The sequence below is a fragment of the Buchnera aphidicola (Diuraphis noxia) genome (genome assembly GCF_001700895.1).
Lineage (GTDB): Bacteria > Pseudomonadota > Gammaproteobacteria > Enterobacterales > Enterobacteriaceae > Buchnera > Buchnera aphidicola_D.
This window is the reverse complement of sequence record NZ_CP013259.1, coordinates 298,598-317,261: the sequence shown is the minus strand read 5'-3', so window position 1 is coordinate 317,261 and position 18,664 is coordinate 298,598. Positions and strand designations below refer to the sequence as shown.

Here is an 18,664-nt window from a genome sequence, read left to right as displayed (position 1 = left end):
ATATATCGAGTTACTTTACTGTTATTAAGATTGTAGATTATCTGATATTAAGATATTGATTATTATTTTAAATATATTTTTTAATAATTGATTCAAAAAACATAGGATTTTTATGATTAAAAAATTTTTTATTACTGGAACTGATACTAATATAGGAAAAACATTCGTCAGTCAAATTTTATTAAAAAAAGCGAATCAATATGGATATAACACTGCAGGATATAAACCTGTATCTTCTGGATGTAAAAAAACATCATTTGGATTTTTAAATAATGATGCAATAATATTAAAAAAAAATAGTTCTGTAGAATTAAATTATCAAGAAGTTAATCCTGTTGCATTTATTGAAAATGCTCCACCTCATATTTTAAGTGATATTTATACTCAAGAAATCAAGATACAACAACTTTCTCTTGGGTTAAAAAACATTATGAAAAAAAGCAATTGGATTTTAATAGAAGGAGCCGGTGGATGGTATACACCTTTATCTTATGAAAAAACTTTTTCAGATTGGGTTAAAAAAGAAAAATTAATTGTCGTTATTGTTATTGGCATTAAATTAGGATGTATAAATCATGCTATTTTGACAGAAAAAGCTATTATTTCTGATAAACTAAAATGCGGTGGTTGGATTGCTAATAATATTTTTCCTAAAAATCAATATAATCATTATTATATCCAAACTTTGCTGAAATATATTAAATCACCTCTATTAGGTATAATTCCTTATTTTAAGAATAAGAATTATATAAATCTTAACGAAATAAAGATTAAACTACCTCAATAAATTTAAAAAAATTTAATGATTAATATCATTTCTAACAAAGATGGATATCTTTGTATAATTTAATTTAAATAGACAGGAAACTTGGTGCAAATTTTTAATACTTGATTTTTAATATTAGAAATATTTTCTGTATCATCTATGTTATTTAAAATACTAACTATCCATTTAGATATTTTAGACACTTCTTTTTCTTTAAAACCTCTTCTAGTAACTGCCGGGGTTCCAATTCGTATTCCTGAAGTAATAAAAGGGCTTTTTTCATCATCAGGGACAGTATTTTTATTGATAGTTATATTTGCTTTACTTAAAGCAATATCTGCGTCTTGTCCAGTGATTTTTTGATTATTTAAATCAATTAAAAATAAGTGATTATAAGTTTTTCCAGAGACTACTTTATATCCCTCTTTTAAAAAAATTTTAGTCATAATTTTAGCATTTTCTACTATTTGTATTTGATATTGCTTAAACTGTGGTTCTAAAGCTTCTTTAAACGCAATAGCTTTTCCAGCAATGACGTGCATTAGTGGGCCTCCTTGAGTACCTGGAAAAAGAGATAAATTTAATTTTCTGTATAGCACATTATCTCCATTTTTAGCTAAAATCAATCCTCCACGAGGACCCGCTAATGTTTTATGAGTAGTGCTAGTCACCACATGTGCATAATTTATTGGACTTGGATAAATTCCTGCTGCTACTAATCCAGCAATATGAGCAATATCTACAACAAGATAAGCGTTTACTTGATCTGCAATGTCACGCATTTGTTTCCAATCACAAATTCCAGAATATGCAGAAAAACCACCAATAATCATTTTAGGTTTATGTTTTTTACTCAAAAATAATAGTTCTTCATAATCAATATCACCATTTTTATTTACTCCATATGAAATTACATTGTACATCTTTCCTGAGAAATTCACATGAGAACCATGAGTTAAATGTCCTCCATGTGATAATTTCATACCTAATATTGTCTCTCCAGGTTTTAATAAAGCGGAATACACAGCAAAATTAGCTTGAGAACCAGAATGTGGTTGCACATTAGCATAATCGGCATTAAATAACTGTTTTGCACGACTAATTGCTAATTCTTCAATTATATCTACATATTGACATCCACCATAATAACGTTTTCTAGGATATCCTTCTGCATATTTATTAGTTAATTGGGATCCTTGTACATTCATAATATAATTACTTGTATAATTTTCTGATGCAATTAGTTCGATGTGATTTTCTTGTCGTTCTTTTTCTTTTTCTATTGCCGACCATAATTCTGGATCATATTTTGATAATGTTATTTTTTTGTTAAACATTTTTTTCCTAAAAATTAAATTTAGTTAAAATTCGTTATGGAGAAAATAAATTTTTATTCAAAAAAAATTTTAATTTTTTTAATTAATTCATTTCTTGAAAAGTAATATTGTTCTCGTTTTTTTAAATCTTTAATTAAAAAATATTCTTTTTTTGTATGCTCATCATCAATTAAAATCATAATTCTTGCTGAAGTGTTTATAGCATTTTTTATTATTTTTTTAATTTTTTGATTAGAAAAATCAATAAATATTTTTAATTTTGGATATTCATTTCTTATTTCTTCAGATAAATTTATAGCTATGTTTTTACTTTGATCAATTATTCCTGCAATATAAATATTTACTTCTTCTATAGTTTCAGAAAAAAGATTAAGTTTTTTCACTAATAAAACTAAACGCTCCATTCCTATAGCAAATCCTATTGCAGATGTATTTTTAGCCCCCATATCTTTACATAAAAAATCATATCGTCCTCCTGCACAAATAGTGTTTTGAGATCCTAATTTATCACTTTTCCATTCAAATACAGTGTTATTATAATAGTCTAGCCCCCTTACTAAAATAGGGTTATATTTATATTTGATTCCATAAGAATGGATAATTTTACACAGATTTTTAAAATCAACATTTTTATCTTTATCAATATAATTACTTAATAATGGAGCTTCTTCTAATATTTTTTGAACTTGTTTATCTTTAGAATCTAAAATTCTTAAAGGATTAGTATGTAATTTTCTTTTACAATCTTTATCTAACAGATGTTCATGTTTTTTTAAAAAACATACTAATTCTTTTTTATATTGATATCTCTCAATTTGAGAACCAATTGAATTAATTTCTAAAGTTAAATATGAATGAATACCTATTCTTTTCCAAAAACGGTTTGTCAATAAAATTAATTCTAAATCAATATCTTTCGTATCTAATCCAAATACTTCTACACCTAATTGATAAAATTGACGATATCTACCCATTTGAGGTCTTTCATATCGAAACATAGGACCTAAATACCAAAATCTATGGCTATTTTTTTCTTCTAGCAAACAATTTTGTATAATAGCACGAACACATCCTACAGTTCCTTCTGGTCTTAAGGTTAAGCTGTTTCCTTTTCTATCTTGAAAAGAATACATTTCTTTTTCAACTACATCAGTTATACTTCCAATAGCTCTTTTAAAGATTTCAGTTTTTTCTAGTAGAGGTAATCTAATTTCTAAATAACAATAACTAATTAATACTTCTTTTAAAATATCTTCAACGTAATTCCATATTTTTAAATCTTTAGGAAAATAATCATGCATGCCTCTAATAGATTTTATTGCTTTATTATTCACTATGTTCTCTTGTTGTTATAGAAAGAATTCTATTCATTTCAATCAAATATTATTTTTTAAAAATGTTCTAATTTTTGTATTTTTTTGCTTGTTTTCTAATTTGCATTTCCATTTTTGTGATAATTTCTTCATTTTTAATTTTGTTTTTTTGACGTATTCCATCTTTGTACAAAGTACTTTTTTTACAACCTCCTATCAATCCTAATGATGCCATTTTAGCTTCTCCTATTCCATTTACAATACATCCGATAATTGATATATCTATGGGAGTAGAAATATCTTCTAATTTGTTTTCTAACTCGTTAACTGTATTGATAACATCAAATTCTTGTCTAGAACAAGTAGGACATGCAATAAAGTTAATGCCTCTAGATCGTATAGATAAAACTTTTAAAATATCGTAACCAACCTTCACTTCTTCAATAGGATTTGCTGATAATGAAACACGTATTGTATCACCAATACCTTGTAACAATAAATAAGCAATTCCAATAGAAGACTTGACTGTACCGTTTCTTAAAGCACCTGCTTCTGTTATTCCAATGTGTAAAGGTTGTGTAATTTTTTTTGATAACATTTGATACGCTTTAACAGCTAAAAAAACATTAGATGATTTCACACTGACTTTAAATGCATTAAAATTTAATGAATCAAAATATTCAACATGTTTCATAGCGGATTCTACTAATGCTTCTGGAGTAGGAGATCCATATTTATTCAGTATATCTTTTTCTAAAGATCCCGAATTCACTCCGATACGAATTGGTATATTTTTATCTTTTGCTGCATTTATAATTTCTGATACTCTTTTTTTATTACCAATGTTACCAGGATTTATTCTTAAACAATTCGCTCCATATTTTATTGATTTTAAAGCTAATCTATAATCAAAATGTATATCTGCGATTAAAGGAACGTTTACTTTTTTTTTAATTATTTTAAATGATTCAGCAGCTTTCAAACTAGGTATAGACAGACGAACAATATCAACTCCTACCTTTTCTAAATCTGAAATTTGTTTTACAGTTTCTAAAATGTCTTCTGTATTAGTATTAGTCATTGACTGCACTGAAATAGGTGCATTATCTCCAATAGGAACATTTCCAACATAAATACGATTGGATTTTCTTCGAACGATAGTTTTGTATTGTTTCATATTTTTCTTATATCTTTAATATAATAGAATATACGTTTTTAAATAAACTTACACAACAATGTAAAATTCATGGAATATAAAAAAACATATTTTTCAGTATTATTTTTTTTAATGTACAATATTATAATTTTTTAATACGATTAGTAATCTTTCCTGTTAATTGACCACATGCAGCGTTTATATCATTTCCTCTATTTTTTCGAATCACTGTTGTAAATCCTTTTCTTTTTAAAATATTTGCAAAAATATTAATTCTATTAATATTACTTGATGAAAAATTTGAGTTTAAAAAAGGATTCCAAGGAATAAGATTAATTTTACTAGGTATTTTTTTCAATAAAAAAGCTAATTCAACTGCATTTTCATTAGAATCATTTATTCCATGTAACATAACGTATTCAAATGTAATACCACCTCTATTAGATTTTGAGTATTTTAAATATTTTAATGCTGAATTTAAAATTAATTGTATATTATATCTTTTATTAATTGGCATAATAAGATTGCGAATCTTATCATTAGATGCATGAAGAGAAATTGCTAGGCATACATCAATCATATTTCTTAATTGATTTAAAGCTGGTACTATACCAGAAGTAGATAAAGTAATACGTCTTTTTGATAGATAAAAACCATTTTCATCTAACATTATTTTTATAGCTGAAACAACATTATTTAAATTTAATAAAGGTTCACCCATACCCATAAATACTATATTAGTAATAGATTTTTTAATTTTTTTTTCTTTTAAAATTTTATTTGCTTGCCAAACTTGAGAAATAATTTCAGAGACTTTTAAATTTCGATTAAAACCTTGTTGTCCAGTAGCACAAAAATTACATTTTAAAGGACAACCTATTTGTGAAGAAACGCAAAGTGTAGAACGATTTTTTTCTGGAATATAAACAGTTTCAATTTTTTGATTATTAAGTGATGTAATCCATTTTATTGTACCATCAGAAGACATTTTTTCTTCTATAAATTTATTTGCAAAAATATAAGACTGCTTATTCAATTTTTCTCTTGTTTTTATGCTAATATTAAACATTTTGTTAAAATCATCACATTTATTCTTATAAATCCAATTCATCATTTGTTTTACAAAAAATGTTTTCTGTCCTAAAGAATTAAGAAAATAATATAAATCTTTAGGATTGAGGTCTAATAAATTAATTTTATTATTACAATTATTTAATGCATTTGCATGTTGTTTCATATAAAACCTTAAGTCAATTTTATAAAAAATTTTTTTAATTTGTCTTTCAATAATATTTATTAATTTTTTTGTAATTATTATAAATAATTTTTTAATTATTAAAATATTAAAGATATTTAAATTATGATATTATTTTGATAAAATTAAATATTTAGGAAATTTTCATGCATCCCATGTTAAACATTGCTATTCGTGCAGTAAGAAAAGGAGGAAATATTATAATTCAAAATTATGATACACAAAAATTTCTCAAAGAAGATTTAGAAAAGAATCAAATATTTATAAAAAATATTATGTATAAAACATTTAGAATAATCAGTGAAATTATTTATAAATCTTATCCGCATCATATTATTTTAAATAAGAATGAAAATTTTGCATTGAAAAATAATGATAAAACTACTATTTGGATTGTTAATGAATTAGACGGAAAAAAAAATTTTATAAAAAATTTTCCATATTTTTGTATTTCTATTGCTGTTATTGTCAGAAAAAACATAGAAATTTCTGTAATATATGATCCTATAAGAAATGATTTATTTACTGCTGTAAAAGGACAAGGATCTCAATTAAATGGATATAGAGCAAGATGTAGTAATATTAATAATTTAAAACATACAACAATTGCTGTTAATTTACCTAACCGTATTTATGATAAATCATTTTCTTATCTTGAAATATATAAAAAATTAATTTTATGTGGCATTTCTTTTAGATCAACTGGATCAAATGTATTAAATCTAGCTTACGTTGCAGCTGGAAGAATAGATTGTTTATTTGATTTTAATTTAGATCCTAGTAACTTTATAGCAGGAAAATTACAAGTTCGAGAAGCGGGTTGCTTAATTAGTAATTTTACAGGAGGACATGAAAACAATAACTGTCATTCTGGAAATCTAACTAGCAGCCCAAAAATTATTAGATTAATTACTGAAAAAATAAGAAAATTTTGTATTTAGTATATATTGCTTTTTTACTAATTCATAATGCACCATTTTTTATTTATAAATAAAGCTGACCAATTTGTAAATTTTCCTTCTTCTTTAGATCCGATATAATATTGCTTAATTTTTTTATTAAAACAAACGATCGTTTTATTGCCTTTGGCATCAACCTTAGGAGCATTCGCTAAATAGCGAATTTTTTCTGGCAATAAATGTTGAAATTTAGCAAGTTCTTCTACGAAAGGAGATCTCGTTTCGCGAGATTTAGGAAAAGTATTAGCAGCAAAAAAAATTCCAGATATTCCTTCTCGTAACACAAACCATGCATTAGATTTCTTACATAATAATTCTGGAAAGGGTATTGGTTCAAACTTTGGATCTGATATTTTACCATCAGGCAAAATTTTTCTCGTATTTTTACATTCTTTTTTTATACAAAGAAAAAATCTGCCAAATCGACCAGATTTTAATATCATATTATTATAGCATTTTTCACATTGAATTGTTTTAGATAAATAATTAAGATTTTCAAAATGACCTTCTTCAATCTCATAACCCAAACAACTAGGATTATTAATGCAAATATGTATCTTTAATGTATTATCAATAAAATATTCATCCATTACCATCTTACATTTTTTGCATTGATTAATTTTTTTTATTTTTTTTATTTTATGATTTTTATCAAATTCATTTAATGAAATAAGATTTATAGTTTTCTTACAACGTTTTTTAGGTATAGAATTATATCCTGAACAACTTAAAAAAACACCAGTAATAGCATTTTTTATCCCCATTTTCTTTTTGCATATAGGACAATCAATTGATGTCATAACAATATTATTAAGTTCCATTCCTCCTTCTTCTGGATTTTTTTTCGCTTTTTCTAAACGTTTAGAAAAATCTTTAAAAAACGCATTTAGAACACATTTCCATTCAATTTTGTTCTCAGCTATGCTATCAAGTTTTTTTTCCATATCAGCAGTAAAGTTATAATCAAGTAAATTACTAAAATTTTTTTTTAATCGAGCTGTTAAAATTTCGCCCATTTTTTCTGCATATAGTTTATTGTCTTTTAGTTTAACATATCCTCGTTCTTGTATTTTTGATGTAATTGCAGCATAAGTAGAAGGTCTTCCAATACCTTTTTTTTCTAATTGACGTACTAAAGAAGCCTCACTAAAACGAGGCAAAGGTTTAGTAAATTTTTGAATAGGAATGATTTTATTGAAAAATAATAAATTACCTGTTTTTAATAAAGAGATTTCTAAAGATGTATTTTTTTCTTCTTTTAAAATTTTTCTCCAACCTTCAAAAATTACTATTTTTTCATCTTTTTTCAATTCAAATGCATCAGCGGTAATAGTAATAGTACTAGATTGATACTTTGCTGATGACATTTGAGAAGAGATAAATTGCTTCCAGATCAGTGTATATACTTTTTGAGCATCTGAATTCAAATGAGTTGTATTTATATTTTTTATTTTAATGTTAGATGGTCGAATAGCTTCATGAGCTTCTTGAGAATTTTTCATATCAGAATAAATATTAGGATGTTTTGGTAAAAAATTAGCGCCATAATATTTTTTAATGTATGTTCGTGCTTGTTTAACAGCATATTCACTTAAATAAGTAGAATCAGTTCTTATATAAGTTATATAACCTTCTTCATAAAGTTTTTGCGCTAAAAACATTGTTTTTTTCACACTAAAACCTAAATAAAGACTACAAGTCTGTTGTAAAGTTGAAGTTATAAAGGGAGGTGGTGATAGTTGATAACTAAATTTATCTTCACGATTTGTAACAAAAAAACATGATTTTTTAATTTTTTTTATTGCAATATTGAGTTCTGTTCGATTTTTTGGGCAAAAAATTTTGTTTTTGTAATGAGTTACATTAGCAATAATGTTTTTCTCTTTTTCAAAAAAAAGAGATATATTTAGCTTCCAATATTCTGTTGATATAAAATTTTTTATAATGTGTTCGCGTTCAGATATTATACGTACAGCAACAGATTGAACGCGTCCTGCAGATAAACCTCTTGAAATTTTTTTCCATAATAAAGGAGAAATCATATAACCTACAATACGATCCATAAAACGACGTGCTTGTTGAGCATTTACTCGATGCATATTTATATATGTTATATTTTTAAAAGCGTTTTTTATTGATCGCTGAGTTATTTCATTGAATACTACACGTCTAAACTTAGAAGAATCACCCCCAATAACTTTTTTTAAATGCCAAGCTATTGCTTCTCCTTCTCGATCTAAATCGGTAGCTAAATATATAAAATCAACTTTATTCGCAATTTTTTTTAATTCAGTAACTATTTTTTCCTTACCTGGTAAAATATGATATTCAGCTTTCCAATTCTTATAAGGATCAATTCCTATTTGATATATAAGATTATTTTTCTTGTTAAGCATGGAACTAGATTTTTTAATACCATCTCTTTTTTTAGTTTTTTTTGTAAATAAATCTCGTATATGTCCTATGCTAGATTTAACTATATATTTACAACCTAAATATTGATTTATAGTTTTTGCTTTTGCTGGAGATTCAACTATAACAAGAGATTTTTGCATATTTTTATCCAAATAAATCATATTTAATTGTACTAATTCATTTAATAATATATAAAGTATGTTTAAAACAATTTTATTTCTTAAAATTATAAAAAATTTTTATAAAAAAATAATTTAAGAGCAATTTTACTAAAACTATCTACTATTGAATATGTAAAACGTTCTAACATTGTTTTGTTACAAATATATTGAATCCTCAATAAATTATATTCTTCCATTTTAGAAATTAAAAAATCATCACTTGTACCAATTTCATCTACTAATTTTTTTTTCAAAGCCATTGTTCCAAGCCAGTGCTCTCCACTCGATACACTTTCAATATCTAAACAGGGTCTCATTTCTTTGATAAAGTTTTTAAAAAGATGGTGTATTGTATTTAATTCTTCACAAAATTTTTTTCGCGTTGAATCTGTATTATGCCCTAACATTGTTAAAGTACGTTTATAGTTTCCCGCAGTATGTAATTCAATATCTATATTACATTTCTTTAGTAATTTATTAAAATTAGGTATTTGACCTACTACTCCAATAGATCCAATTATAGCAAATGGAGCTGAAATAATATAATCTGCAACACATGCCATCATATATCCTCCACTAGCAGCTATTTTATCAACAGATATAGTTAATCGTATCCCTTTTTTACGTAATCTATTTAATTGAGAAGCTGCTAATCCATATCCATGAATAACACCTCCAGAACTTTCTAAACGTAGTAATACCTCATCATTTTGATTGGCTACAGAAAGTATAGCTGATATTTCTTCTCTCAATCCCATGACTTCATTTGCATAAACACCACCTTTAAAATCTAATACATATAATGTTTTTTTTTGATGTTGAAAATATTCTTTAGTATGTTTTGCAATTTTTTTATGTTTTGTTTTTTCTCTACTTAACCATTCTTTCTTTTCGAAATTAGTCATCTTAGATAACAACATATTCTTTTTTACATCTTGATAATTATCTTGTAATACAGTTATTTTTAATTTATTTCGATTATTTTTTTTTCTTTTTATAAGCATATAAAAAAATACAATAGCACTTAAACTAATAGTAAAAAAAGTAATAATTTTAGCTAAAAATAATCCATAATTAAGAAGTAAATTCACGAATTTTTCCTTTTTTTAAATATAGACAATCATTATTGTCATTATTTTTCAGAAATCAATGTGTACAATTTATTAATTAATCTAGTATTTAATTTTGAAAATTTTCCTGATTGTAAAGTACTAGGTAAAATAACATTTCCATAACGTATTCTAATTAATCGACTAACTTGGCATTTCATTTCTTTCCACATTAATCTAATTTCACGGTTTCTTCCTTCACATATAACACCTTTAAACCATTGGTTTTTTGATCTTTTTTTCATATTAATAGATTTGATTTCTTTAAATGAAGCATAACCATCTTTAATTCTAACTCCATTTTTTAAAATATTCATTGTATTTTTATTAATTTTGCCAAAAACACGAATATAATATTCTCTTTCGATGCGATTTCGAGGATGCATAAGTTGATTAGCTAAATTTCCATTATTTGTAAACAATAATAAACCTCTAGTATTAATGTCTAATCGTCCAATGTTAATCCATTTTCCTGTTTTTAAAATCGGTAGTCTATCAAATATCGTAGAACGATTTTTAACATCATGACGAGTACAAATCTCTCCTTCAGGTTTGTTATAAATTAATAGTTCAGTATTGATTTTTTTTTTAGGTATAGAAATTAATTTACCTTCTATCATAATTTTATGGATATTTTTTACTTCTAAACGTTGTCCAATAAAAACTTTTTTATCATTGATTAATATGTTTCCAGATTTAATGATTTGTTCAATTTTTCGGCGAGAGTGACATCCAAAACGAGATAAAATTTTTTGTATTTTTTCATTCACTTATAAAAACCTTAAAAAGATTAAAAATGTATTCAGAGTTATATTTTATTTTTTATTGTAAATATATCAACTGGTATTAAAGTTAATAATATTCCGACTAGTAAAGGAAAAAAGAACCATACTTCACATGATAAGATTGTATCTTTATAAATATAATTTTCTAAAAATCCGGCAATTATTGGAAAAACTAAGAAAACGGTAGAAGCATAAAATGCACTTACTTTTTTTTGCAAATAAAAATATGATAAAATTCCAAAAATACCAGAAAAATCTCCAAGATATAAAACGGCTAGCATAGATTTTTTAGAAAAATCATTAATATTTGGGGATTCTAAAAACCAAGATATGATAGATAATAATATTCCAGACATTAACGATGGTAAAGCGTTAAAAGTAATTACAGAAACATTACATCGTTGTTTTTGGCATTCAGCATAAATCATAGCATGACTAAAAAGAGCTAAAAGTAAAGCTAAAATAGCTTTCCATTGAATGAAGCATTTTGATTCCAATTCTATAAATAAAACAATCAGCAATGTAACTAAAGAAATTATTAAACCAATTTTTTGTGCGATAAATAATTTTTGTTTCAAATACAAGCAAGATATTATCAATACAATTACAGGCATGTTTGAAAAAATAATAGAAGCTATAGAAGAACTAACATAAATCCCTCCATATAACATTAATGTAAATGGTAAAGAAAAATAAAAAATCGCAATTATAAATTGAAACCATCTCTTTCCAGGTGGAAATAAAAGCGGAGTTTGTGTATAAAAAGCTAATATAATCAATAAGGGAGAAGCTATTAAAAAACGTATTCCAGTCGCGAACAATGGCGGAATTGTTTCCGTTGCAACTTTCATTGCAATCCAAGTTGTTCCCCAGGTCATAGAAACTAAGAAAAACAATAATAATATTATTAATTTATTCATTGTAAAAATTCCAAAAGCCAAGTTATCATATATAATAAATTATGACTATTTTTATATATTATTTTTTAGTCTTACAATTATTTTTAAAAAATTTTTATTTTAAGTTTTTAAAATTTAAATTGAATTATGTATATCAATAGATTATTGTTGAAAATAAAAAATAATAAATATCAAAATATTTTATATATAAATATTCATTTTTTGTAGAAAAACATTTGAAAAATATTAACAGGTAAAAAATGCAAAATATTTTGAATAAAATTTATCAATCACAACATTTAAATAAAGAAGAGAGTTATAGATTATTTAAATCTATTTCTTCCGGAAGCATAACAGATATAACATTATCCTCTATATTAACAGCAATGAAAATAAGAGGTGAATCAAAAGAAGAAATTATTGGAGCAATATTAGCATTTTCAGAATGTGTCAAATATTTTCCAAAGCCCAACTATGTTTTTGCTGATATAGTAGGAACAGGTGGAGACATTAAGAATACAATCAATATTTCTACTGCAAGTGCTTTTGTTGCTTCAAGTTGTGGCTTAAAAATTGTAAAACATTGTAATCAAGGAGTGTCTAGTACATCAGGTTCTGCTGATATATTAAAAAGATTTCACATAAATTTACATGCATCTTCAAAAGAACATCGTAAGACTTTAGATAAATTAAATATTTGTTTTTTATTTGCACCTAACTATCATGATAGTTTTAAATATTCTAATAATGTACGTAAAATTTTAAAAACTAGAACTATTTTTAATCTATTAGGACCTTTTCTTAATCCTGCAATGCCACCTCTTGCTGTAATTGGTGTATATAAAAAAGATTTATTGTACTCTTCAATTGAAATTTTAAAAAGTTTAAAATATCAACGCGCTATAGTTTTACACGGCGATGGTACGGATGAAGTAACATTAAACAACACTACACATGTTGCTGAATTATTTAATGGTAAAATTTTTTCATATGAACTACATCCTAAAGATTTTGGTTTAAAAATACATGATAAAAAAATATTTACAAAAACTTCGTTAGAAGAAAATTATTATATTATTAATCAAATTATGAAAGGGAAAGGAGATAAATTAAATGAAGAATTAATCGCAGCAAATGTCGCTATTTTATTTAAAATCTTTGGTTATGAAGACTTAAAATCGAATACGAAATTAGCATTAAATAAAATTCGTAGTGGAGATGTATATAAACATATAATTAATGTTGCTAATATGTTAAAAGAAGATAAAGATGAAAGAAACAATACTTGAAAAAATTGTAAAAAATAAATATGAATGGATTAAATTTAGAAAAAAAAAACAACCATTAATCACTTTTAAAAATCATATTAACACTAAAACACGCAATTTTTATAATTCCTTAAAAGAGAAAAATCCTGTTTTTATATTAGAATGCAAAAAAAAATCTCCTTCTTTAGGAATTATTAAAAAAAATTTTAATTTAATTGATATCGCAAAAATTTATAATAAATATGCTTCTGCCATATCAGTTCTTACTGATGAAAAATATTTTGATGGAAAGCTAGAGTTTATTAATATAGTAAGAGAACGTGTATCACAACCAATTTTATGTAAAGATTTTTTTATTGATCCCTTTCAAATATATTTAGCAAGATATTATAATGCAGATGCTATTCTATTAATGCTATCTATTTTAGATGACTTTCAATATCAAAAACTATCCAAAATAGCAAAAGAATTAAATATGGGGATATTAACTGAGGTAAATAATACTTCGGAACTAAAAAGGGCTATTAAATTAAATGCGAATATCATTGGAATTAATAATCGTAATTTACATGACTTATCAATTAATTTAAATCGCACTCGTATCCTTTCTTCTTTAATACCTAAAAATATCATAATAATTAGTGAATCTGGTATCACAAAATACAAGCAAATAAGATATCTCAGCCAATTTGTTAATGGTTTTTTAATTGGATCACATTTGATGTCTGAAAAACAATTAGAGATAGGCGTACGTTCTTTAATATTAGGTGAAAACAAAATTTGTGGATTAACTAGAAGTTGTGATATAGAAATCGCGGAAAAATATGGAGCTGTATATGGAGGATTAATTTTTGCACCAAGTTCGCTTAGAAAAATTAGTAAGAATACAGCAAAAAAAATAATTTTCAACAATACATTAAGAAATGTAGGTGTTTTTCAAAATGAAAATATAGAAATCGTTAAAAATATTGCTGAAGAACTGAATTTATATGCAGTTCAACTGCATGGTCAAGAAGATTTGAAATATGTAAAAAAACTTAGACAAACATTATCTATAAATATTCAAATTTGGAAAGCATTTTCAATTGATTCTAAGATACCAGATCTTAATTGGAATCACATACACATGTATGTACTAGATTCTCAATTTGGTGGAAGTAATAAATGTTTTAATTGGTCTATTTTAAAACATCAAATTTTAGAAAATGTAATTTTAGCTGGAGGTATTAATTCTAATAATTGTATTAAAGCATCTAAATTAAATTGTTCAGGATTAGATTTGAATTCTGGCATAGAAGTTTCTCCAGGTATTAAAGATCATAAAAAAATAAAGTCAGTATTTCAAAAATTAAGATATTATTAATACTTTTAAAAAACCAGGAAATCATTATATGACTTTATTAAATCCTTATTTTGGTAAGTTTGGTGGCATGTATGTTCCTCAAATACTAATGCCAGCTCTATTAGAATTAGAAAAAAATTTTGTTGAAGCACAAAAAGATATTAATTTTCATAAAACGTTTTTTAATTTACTAAAAAATTATGCAGGAAGACCTACGCCATTAACTTTATGTAATAATTTAACTAAAGATACAAAAACACGTATTTATCTTAAAAGAGAAGACTTATTACATGGTGGAGCTCATAAAACCAATCAAGTTTTAGGACAAGCTATTTTAGCAATTAGGATGAAAAAAAATGAAATTATTGCTGAAACTGGCGCTGGTCAACATGGAGTAGCTACTGCTATTGCTTGCGCTTTATTGAATTTGAAATGTAGAATTTACATGGGAATCAAAGATATCAAAAGACAACATCCTAATGTTTTTCGAATGAAATTAATGGGTGCAGAAGTGATACCTGTAAAAAATGGATCTGGTACTTTAAAAGATGCGTGTAATGCAGCATTACGTGATTGGTCTAATAGCTATAAAAATTCTCACTATATGATTGGTACTGCAGCAGGACCACATCCCTATCCTACTATTGTTCGAGAATTTCAAAAAATTATTGGAGAAGAAACTAAACAACAAATTTTAGAACAAGAAACAAAATTACCAAATGCAATAATCGCATGTGTTGGAGGAGGTTCTAATGCAATTGGTATTTTTTCAAATTTTATTAATGATAAAGAAGTAAGTTTAATTGGTGTTGAACCCGGGGGGAAGGGTATAAAAACAGGTCAACATGGTGCACCATTAAAACATGGTAGAACTGGTATTTTTTTCGGAATGAAATCTCATTTAATGCAAGATCAAGAAGGTCAAATTCAAGAATCTTGGTCTATTTCTGCAGGATTAGACTTTCCATCTGTTGGTCCAGAACATGCTTGGTTAAATAGTATTAATCGTGCTCAATATGTATCAATTACAGATCAAGAAGCACTTGATACATTTCAATTATTATGCAAAAAAGAAGGTATAATACCAGCATTAGAATCTTCTCATGCATTAGCTTATGCATTAAAATTAATGAATCTGTCTCCAAAAAAAGAACAAATTTTTGTTGTCAATCTTTCTGGCCGTGGTGATAAAGACATCTTTACAGTACACGATATTCTAAAAAAAACAGGAAAAAGAATATGAATCGATATGAAAATATTTTTGATCGATTATCTCAACGTAAAGAAGGATGTTTTGTTCCCTTTGTTGTTTTAGGAGATCCATCTTTAGATACATCACTAAAAATAATTAACATTTTAATACAAAATGGAGCAGATGCATTAGAATTAGGTATTCCATTTTCAGATCCATTAGCTGATGGTAAAACTATTCAAAAAGCAAATTTACGAGCATTATCTCAAAAAAATAATATTTTTCAATATTTTAAAGAAATAAAAAATTTAAGAAAAAAACATACACAAATACCCATCGGTCTTTTAATATACGCTAATCTTGTATATAACCAAGGTCTTGATAATTTTTATTTGAAATGTCGTAAATCTGGTGTAGATTCAGTGCTAATAGCAGATGTACCTATTGAAGAATCAGAAATTTTTTATACAACCGCTAATAAATATAAAATTAGTTCTATTTTTATATGCCCTCCTAATGCAGATGATGATTTGTTATATCGCATTTCTTTATATGCAAAAGGATATATTTATGTATTATCTCGACCTGGAGTAACAGGGATAGAAAATCAAAATTTTTTTGTATCTGGTGATTTTATAAAAAAAATAAAAAAATATAATTCTGTACCTTTATTGCAAGGTTTTGGCATCTCTAATTCTATTCAAGTAAAACAAGCCATATCATCAGGTCTTTCCGGTGTAATATGCGGTTCCGCAATAATAAATATTATTGAGAAATATTTGTATGAAGAAGACATCATGATGACTAAAATACAAGAATTTGTGAAACATTTAAAAAAATCTACAAAATTAATAGCATAAATATTTTGATATAAAAAATATTTTATTTTTTAATAATGTTTCAACTATACATTATATATTTATAAGGAGTATACATGTGATTATTACGGCTAGTGAAATACGTAATGATACATATCATTTTTTTGGCACACAAATAAAAAAAATTTTTTTTATATGTATGTTCGTTACATGTATCAGCATTTTAATTGATATGTTTATACAACCAAATGTACGTATTATTTCAATAATAGAAAATAATAAACTTATTAATACACATTCATTTTTAGATTTAGTTAAAAATATGAATATAATTGAAAAAAATCAATTACTTAAATATTTTATTTTTAAAATTATAGAGTTATTATTAAGTAAAACATTATTATTAGGAATAATGCTTACTTTGATTTTTAATGTATCAAGTAATAAAGGAGAACCAATGATATCTTTAATTTCTTCTTTTTTTCCATTTCTACCTAATTTATTTATATTAAATTTTCTTATAACTTTTTTAATTCAATTAGGTTTTATGTTTTTTATCATTCCAGGTGTATTATTATCAATAATGTTGTCTTTATCACCTATTATTTTTTCTTTTAAAAAACATAGTATCATTGAATCTATGCAAATTAGCATGTCAATTTCTTGGCAACATATAAAGATCATAGGATCAGGTGTCATATTATGGATGTGTAGTAAATTTTTTGTAACTACGATATTATCTAGTACTTATTTTTTAAATAAAAACATTATTTTTTTAATACTAAATATGAGTTTAAATATACTATATTCTCTTTTAATTATATATTTGTTTCGTTTTTATATGATTTTTTTACGTTCTCAAAAATTAAATATTTTTTAGGTTTGCATCATGAAAAAAATATTACACATTTTTCCAATGATAGTTTTTTTTATTTTTTATAATTTTTATGATATTTTTATAGCTTCTGCATCTTTAACTTTTACATCAGGGTTAATATGTATACTACATTGGATTTTTTATAAAGAACTAGATAAAATGAGTTTGTTCAGTTTTTGTACAATTTCTTTTTTTAGTTTTTTGACAATATTTTTTCATAATAGTCAATTTATTAAATGGAAAATTACAATAATCTATCTTTTTTTTTCTATTGTTTTACTCATCAGTCAATTTTTTTCAAACAAACCAATAATACAAAGATTTTTAGAACGAGAAATCAATATCTCTAATGTTTATTGGCGTAAAATAAACTTAATATGGTCTTTATTTTTTTTATTTTGTAGTATTTTAAATATTTATATAGCACTGTGTTTTTCAGAAAAAACTTGGGTTATTTTCAAAGTTTTTGGTTTTACAACTTTAACATTTTTTCTCATTTTAGTAACAAGTATTTATATAAATTTTAAAATATTTAAAAAAAAATAATTATTTTAAATCATTATGGAGTATTATTTTAATAATGCCAAAAAAAAAAATATTACCAAGTGGAACACTAGTATTAAAAACTCTTGCTATGCCTAAAGATACAAATGCAAATGGTGATATATTTGGTGGTTGGATTATGTCTCAAATGGATATGGGCGGAGCAATTCTAGCAAAAGAAATTGCAGGCGGAAAAGTTGTAACCGTTAGAGTAAGTAATATTAATTTTTTACAATCAATTTCAGTTGGAGATATTGTTAATTGTTATGCACGATGTATTAAAATTGGAATTAGCTCAATGAAAATTGATGTAGAAATATGGATTAAAAAAATATATTCAAAACCATTAGGGCAATATTACTGTGCTGCAGAATCTGAATTTATTTATGTTGCAATTAATCAAGAAGGAAAGCCTCGAGAATTATTACCAATGAGTATTATTTAACAAATATCAGTAAATGAAGAAAAT

Annotated in this window: 17 protein-coding genes; 9 read left to right on the top strand and 8 right to left on the bottom strand. The window is 25.0% G+C overall.

The genetic code is table 11. The features are described 5' to 3' along the window. Positions 1-112 precede the first annotated feature (112 nt). Positions 113-787 carry a dethiobiotin synthase gene (bioD, locus tag ATN01_RS01460; RefSeq protein WP_075433324.1) on the top strand — a complete coding sequence of 225 codons (675 nt, stop codon included), beginning with the start codon at positions 113-115 and terminating at the stop codon, positions 785-787. Positions 788-846: 59 nt separating this feature from the next. On the opposite strand, the gene glyA is transcribed toward bioD, so the two are convergent. The 4 genes from glyA to rlmN all read right to left on the bottom strand — a co-directional run bounded on the left by glyA (position 847) and on the right by rlmN (position 5,809). After that, positions 847-2,103, bottom strand: coding sequence for a serine hydroxymethyltransferase (glyA, locus tag ATN01_RS01455; RefSeq protein WP_075433323.1), 1,257 nt, complete (start codon positions 2,101-2,103; stop codon positions 847-849). A gap of 53 nt (positions 2,104-2,156) precedes the next feature. Beyond that, positions 2,157-3,404: a histidine--tRNA ligase gene (gene hisS, locus ATN01_RS01450; RefSeq protein ID WP_075433616.1), complete on the bottom strand. Its 1,248-nt coding sequence runs from the start codon at positions 3,402-3,404 to the stop codon at positions 2,157-2,159. A 100-nt stretch (positions 3,405-3,504) separates the two neighbouring features. Continuing rightward, on the bottom strand, positions 3,505-4,593 hold the full coding sequence (ispG, locus tag ATN01_RS01445) for a flavodoxin-dependent (E)-4-hydroxy-3-methylbut-2-enyl-diphosphate synthase (protein WP_075433322.1): 1,089 nt from the start codon (positions 4,591-4,593) through the stop codon (positions 3,505-3,507). 121 nt (positions 4,594-4,714) lie between these two features. Next, on the bottom strand, positions 4,715-5,809 hold the full coding sequence (gene rlmN, locus ATN01_RS01440) for a 23S rRNA (adenine(2503)-C(2))-methyltransferase RlmN (protein ID WP_075433321.1): 1,095 nt from the start codon (positions 5,807-5,809) through the stop codon (positions 4,715-4,717). A 164-nt stretch (positions 5,810-5,973) separates the two neighbouring features. On the opposite strand from rlmN, the gene ATN01_RS01435 reads away from it, so the two are divergent. Beyond that, positions 5,974-6,768, top strand: a complete 795-nt coding sequence (locus ATN01_RS01435; RefSeq protein ID WP_075433320.1) for an inositol monophosphatase family protein — start codon at positions 5,974-5,976, stop codon at positions 6,766-6,768. 17 nt (positions 6,769-6,785) lie between these two features. On the opposite strand, the gene topA is transcribed toward ATN01_RS01435, so the two are convergent. The 4 genes from topA to ATN01_RS01415 all read right to left on the bottom strand — a co-directional run bounded on the left by topA (position 6,786) and on the right by ATN01_RS01415 (position 12,176). Further along, a complete protein-coding gene (topA, locus tag ATN01_RS01430) occupies positions 6,786-9,341 on the bottom strand; it encodes a type I DNA topoisomerase (protein WP_075433319.1) in 2,556 nt (851 codons plus the stop codon). 86 nt (positions 9,342-9,427) lie between these two features. Further along, positions 9,428-10,453: a protease SohB gene (sohB, locus tag ATN01_RS01425; RefSeq protein WP_075433318.1), complete on the bottom strand. Its 1,026-nt coding sequence runs from the start codon at positions 10,451-10,453 to the stop codon at positions 9,428-9,430. Between the two features lie 41 nt (positions 10,454-10,494). Next, complete coding sequence (locus tag ATN01_RS01420) at positions 10,495-11,241, bottom strand: pseudouridine synthase (RefSeq protein WP_075433317.1); 747 nt, start codon at positions 11,239-11,241, stop codon at positions 10,495-10,497. Positions 11,242-11,279: 38 nt separating this feature from the next. Next, positions 11,280-12,176, bottom strand: a complete 897-nt coding sequence (locus ATN01_RS01415; protein ID WP_075433316.1) for a DMT family transporter — start codon at positions 12,174-12,176, stop codon at positions 11,280-11,282. 239 nt (positions 12,177-12,415) lie between these two features. On the opposite strand from ATN01_RS01415, the gene trpD reads away from it, so the two are divergent. From trpD to yciA, 7 genes are all read left to right on the top strand, one after another. Then, positions 12,416-13,444 carry an anthranilate phosphoribosyltransferase gene (gene trpD, locus ATN01_RS01410; RefSeq protein WP_075433315.1) on the top strand — a complete coding sequence of 343 codons (1,029 nt, stop codon included), beginning with the start codon at positions 12,416-12,418 and terminating at the stop codon, positions 13,442-13,444. Then, positions 13,425-14,786 (top strand): bifunctional indole-3-glycerol-phosphate synthase TrpC/phosphoribosylanthranilate isomerase TrpF, encoded by a 1,362-nt coding sequence (gene trpCF, locus ATN01_RS01405; protein ID WP_075433314.1) that lies wholly within the window; start codon positions 13,425-13,427, stop codon positions 14,784-14,786. Before trpD ends, trpCF begins: the two co-directional genes overlap by 20 nt. Before the next feature lie 28 nt (positions 14,787-14,814). Further along, entirely contained in the window at positions 14,815-16,008 is a 1,194-nt protein-coding gene (gene trpB / locus ATN01_RS01400; protein ID WP_075433313.1) for a tryptophan synthase subunit beta, read from the top strand. Further along, complete coding sequence (gene trpA / locus ATN01_RS01395; RefSeq protein WP_075433312.1) at positions 16,005-16,817, top strand: tryptophan synthase subunit alpha; 813 nt, start codon at positions 16,005-16,007, stop codon at positions 16,815-16,817. The genes trpB and trpA overlap by 4 nt, the downstream gene beginning before the upstream one ends. A 76-nt stretch (positions 16,818-16,893) precedes the next feature. Beyond that, positions 16,894-17,655, top strand: a complete 762-nt coding sequence (locus ATN01_RS01390) for a YciC family protein (protein ID WP_075433311.1) — start codon at positions 16,894-16,896, stop codon at positions 17,653-17,655. A 9-nt stretch (positions 17,656-17,664) separates the two neighbouring features. Continuing rightward, positions 17,665-18,198, top strand: coding sequence for a septation protein A (locus ATN01_RS01385; RefSeq protein WP_075433310.1), 534 nt, complete (start codon positions 17,665-17,667; stop codon positions 18,196-18,198). Between the two features lie 34 nt (positions 18,199-18,232). Beyond that, positions 18,233-18,640, top strand: coding sequence for an acyl-CoA thioester hydrolase YciA (gene yciA, locus ATN01_RS01380; protein WP_075433309.1), 408 nt, complete (start codon positions 18,233-18,235; stop codon positions 18,638-18,640). The last annotated feature ends 24 nt before the right edge of the window (positions 18,641-18,664 follow it).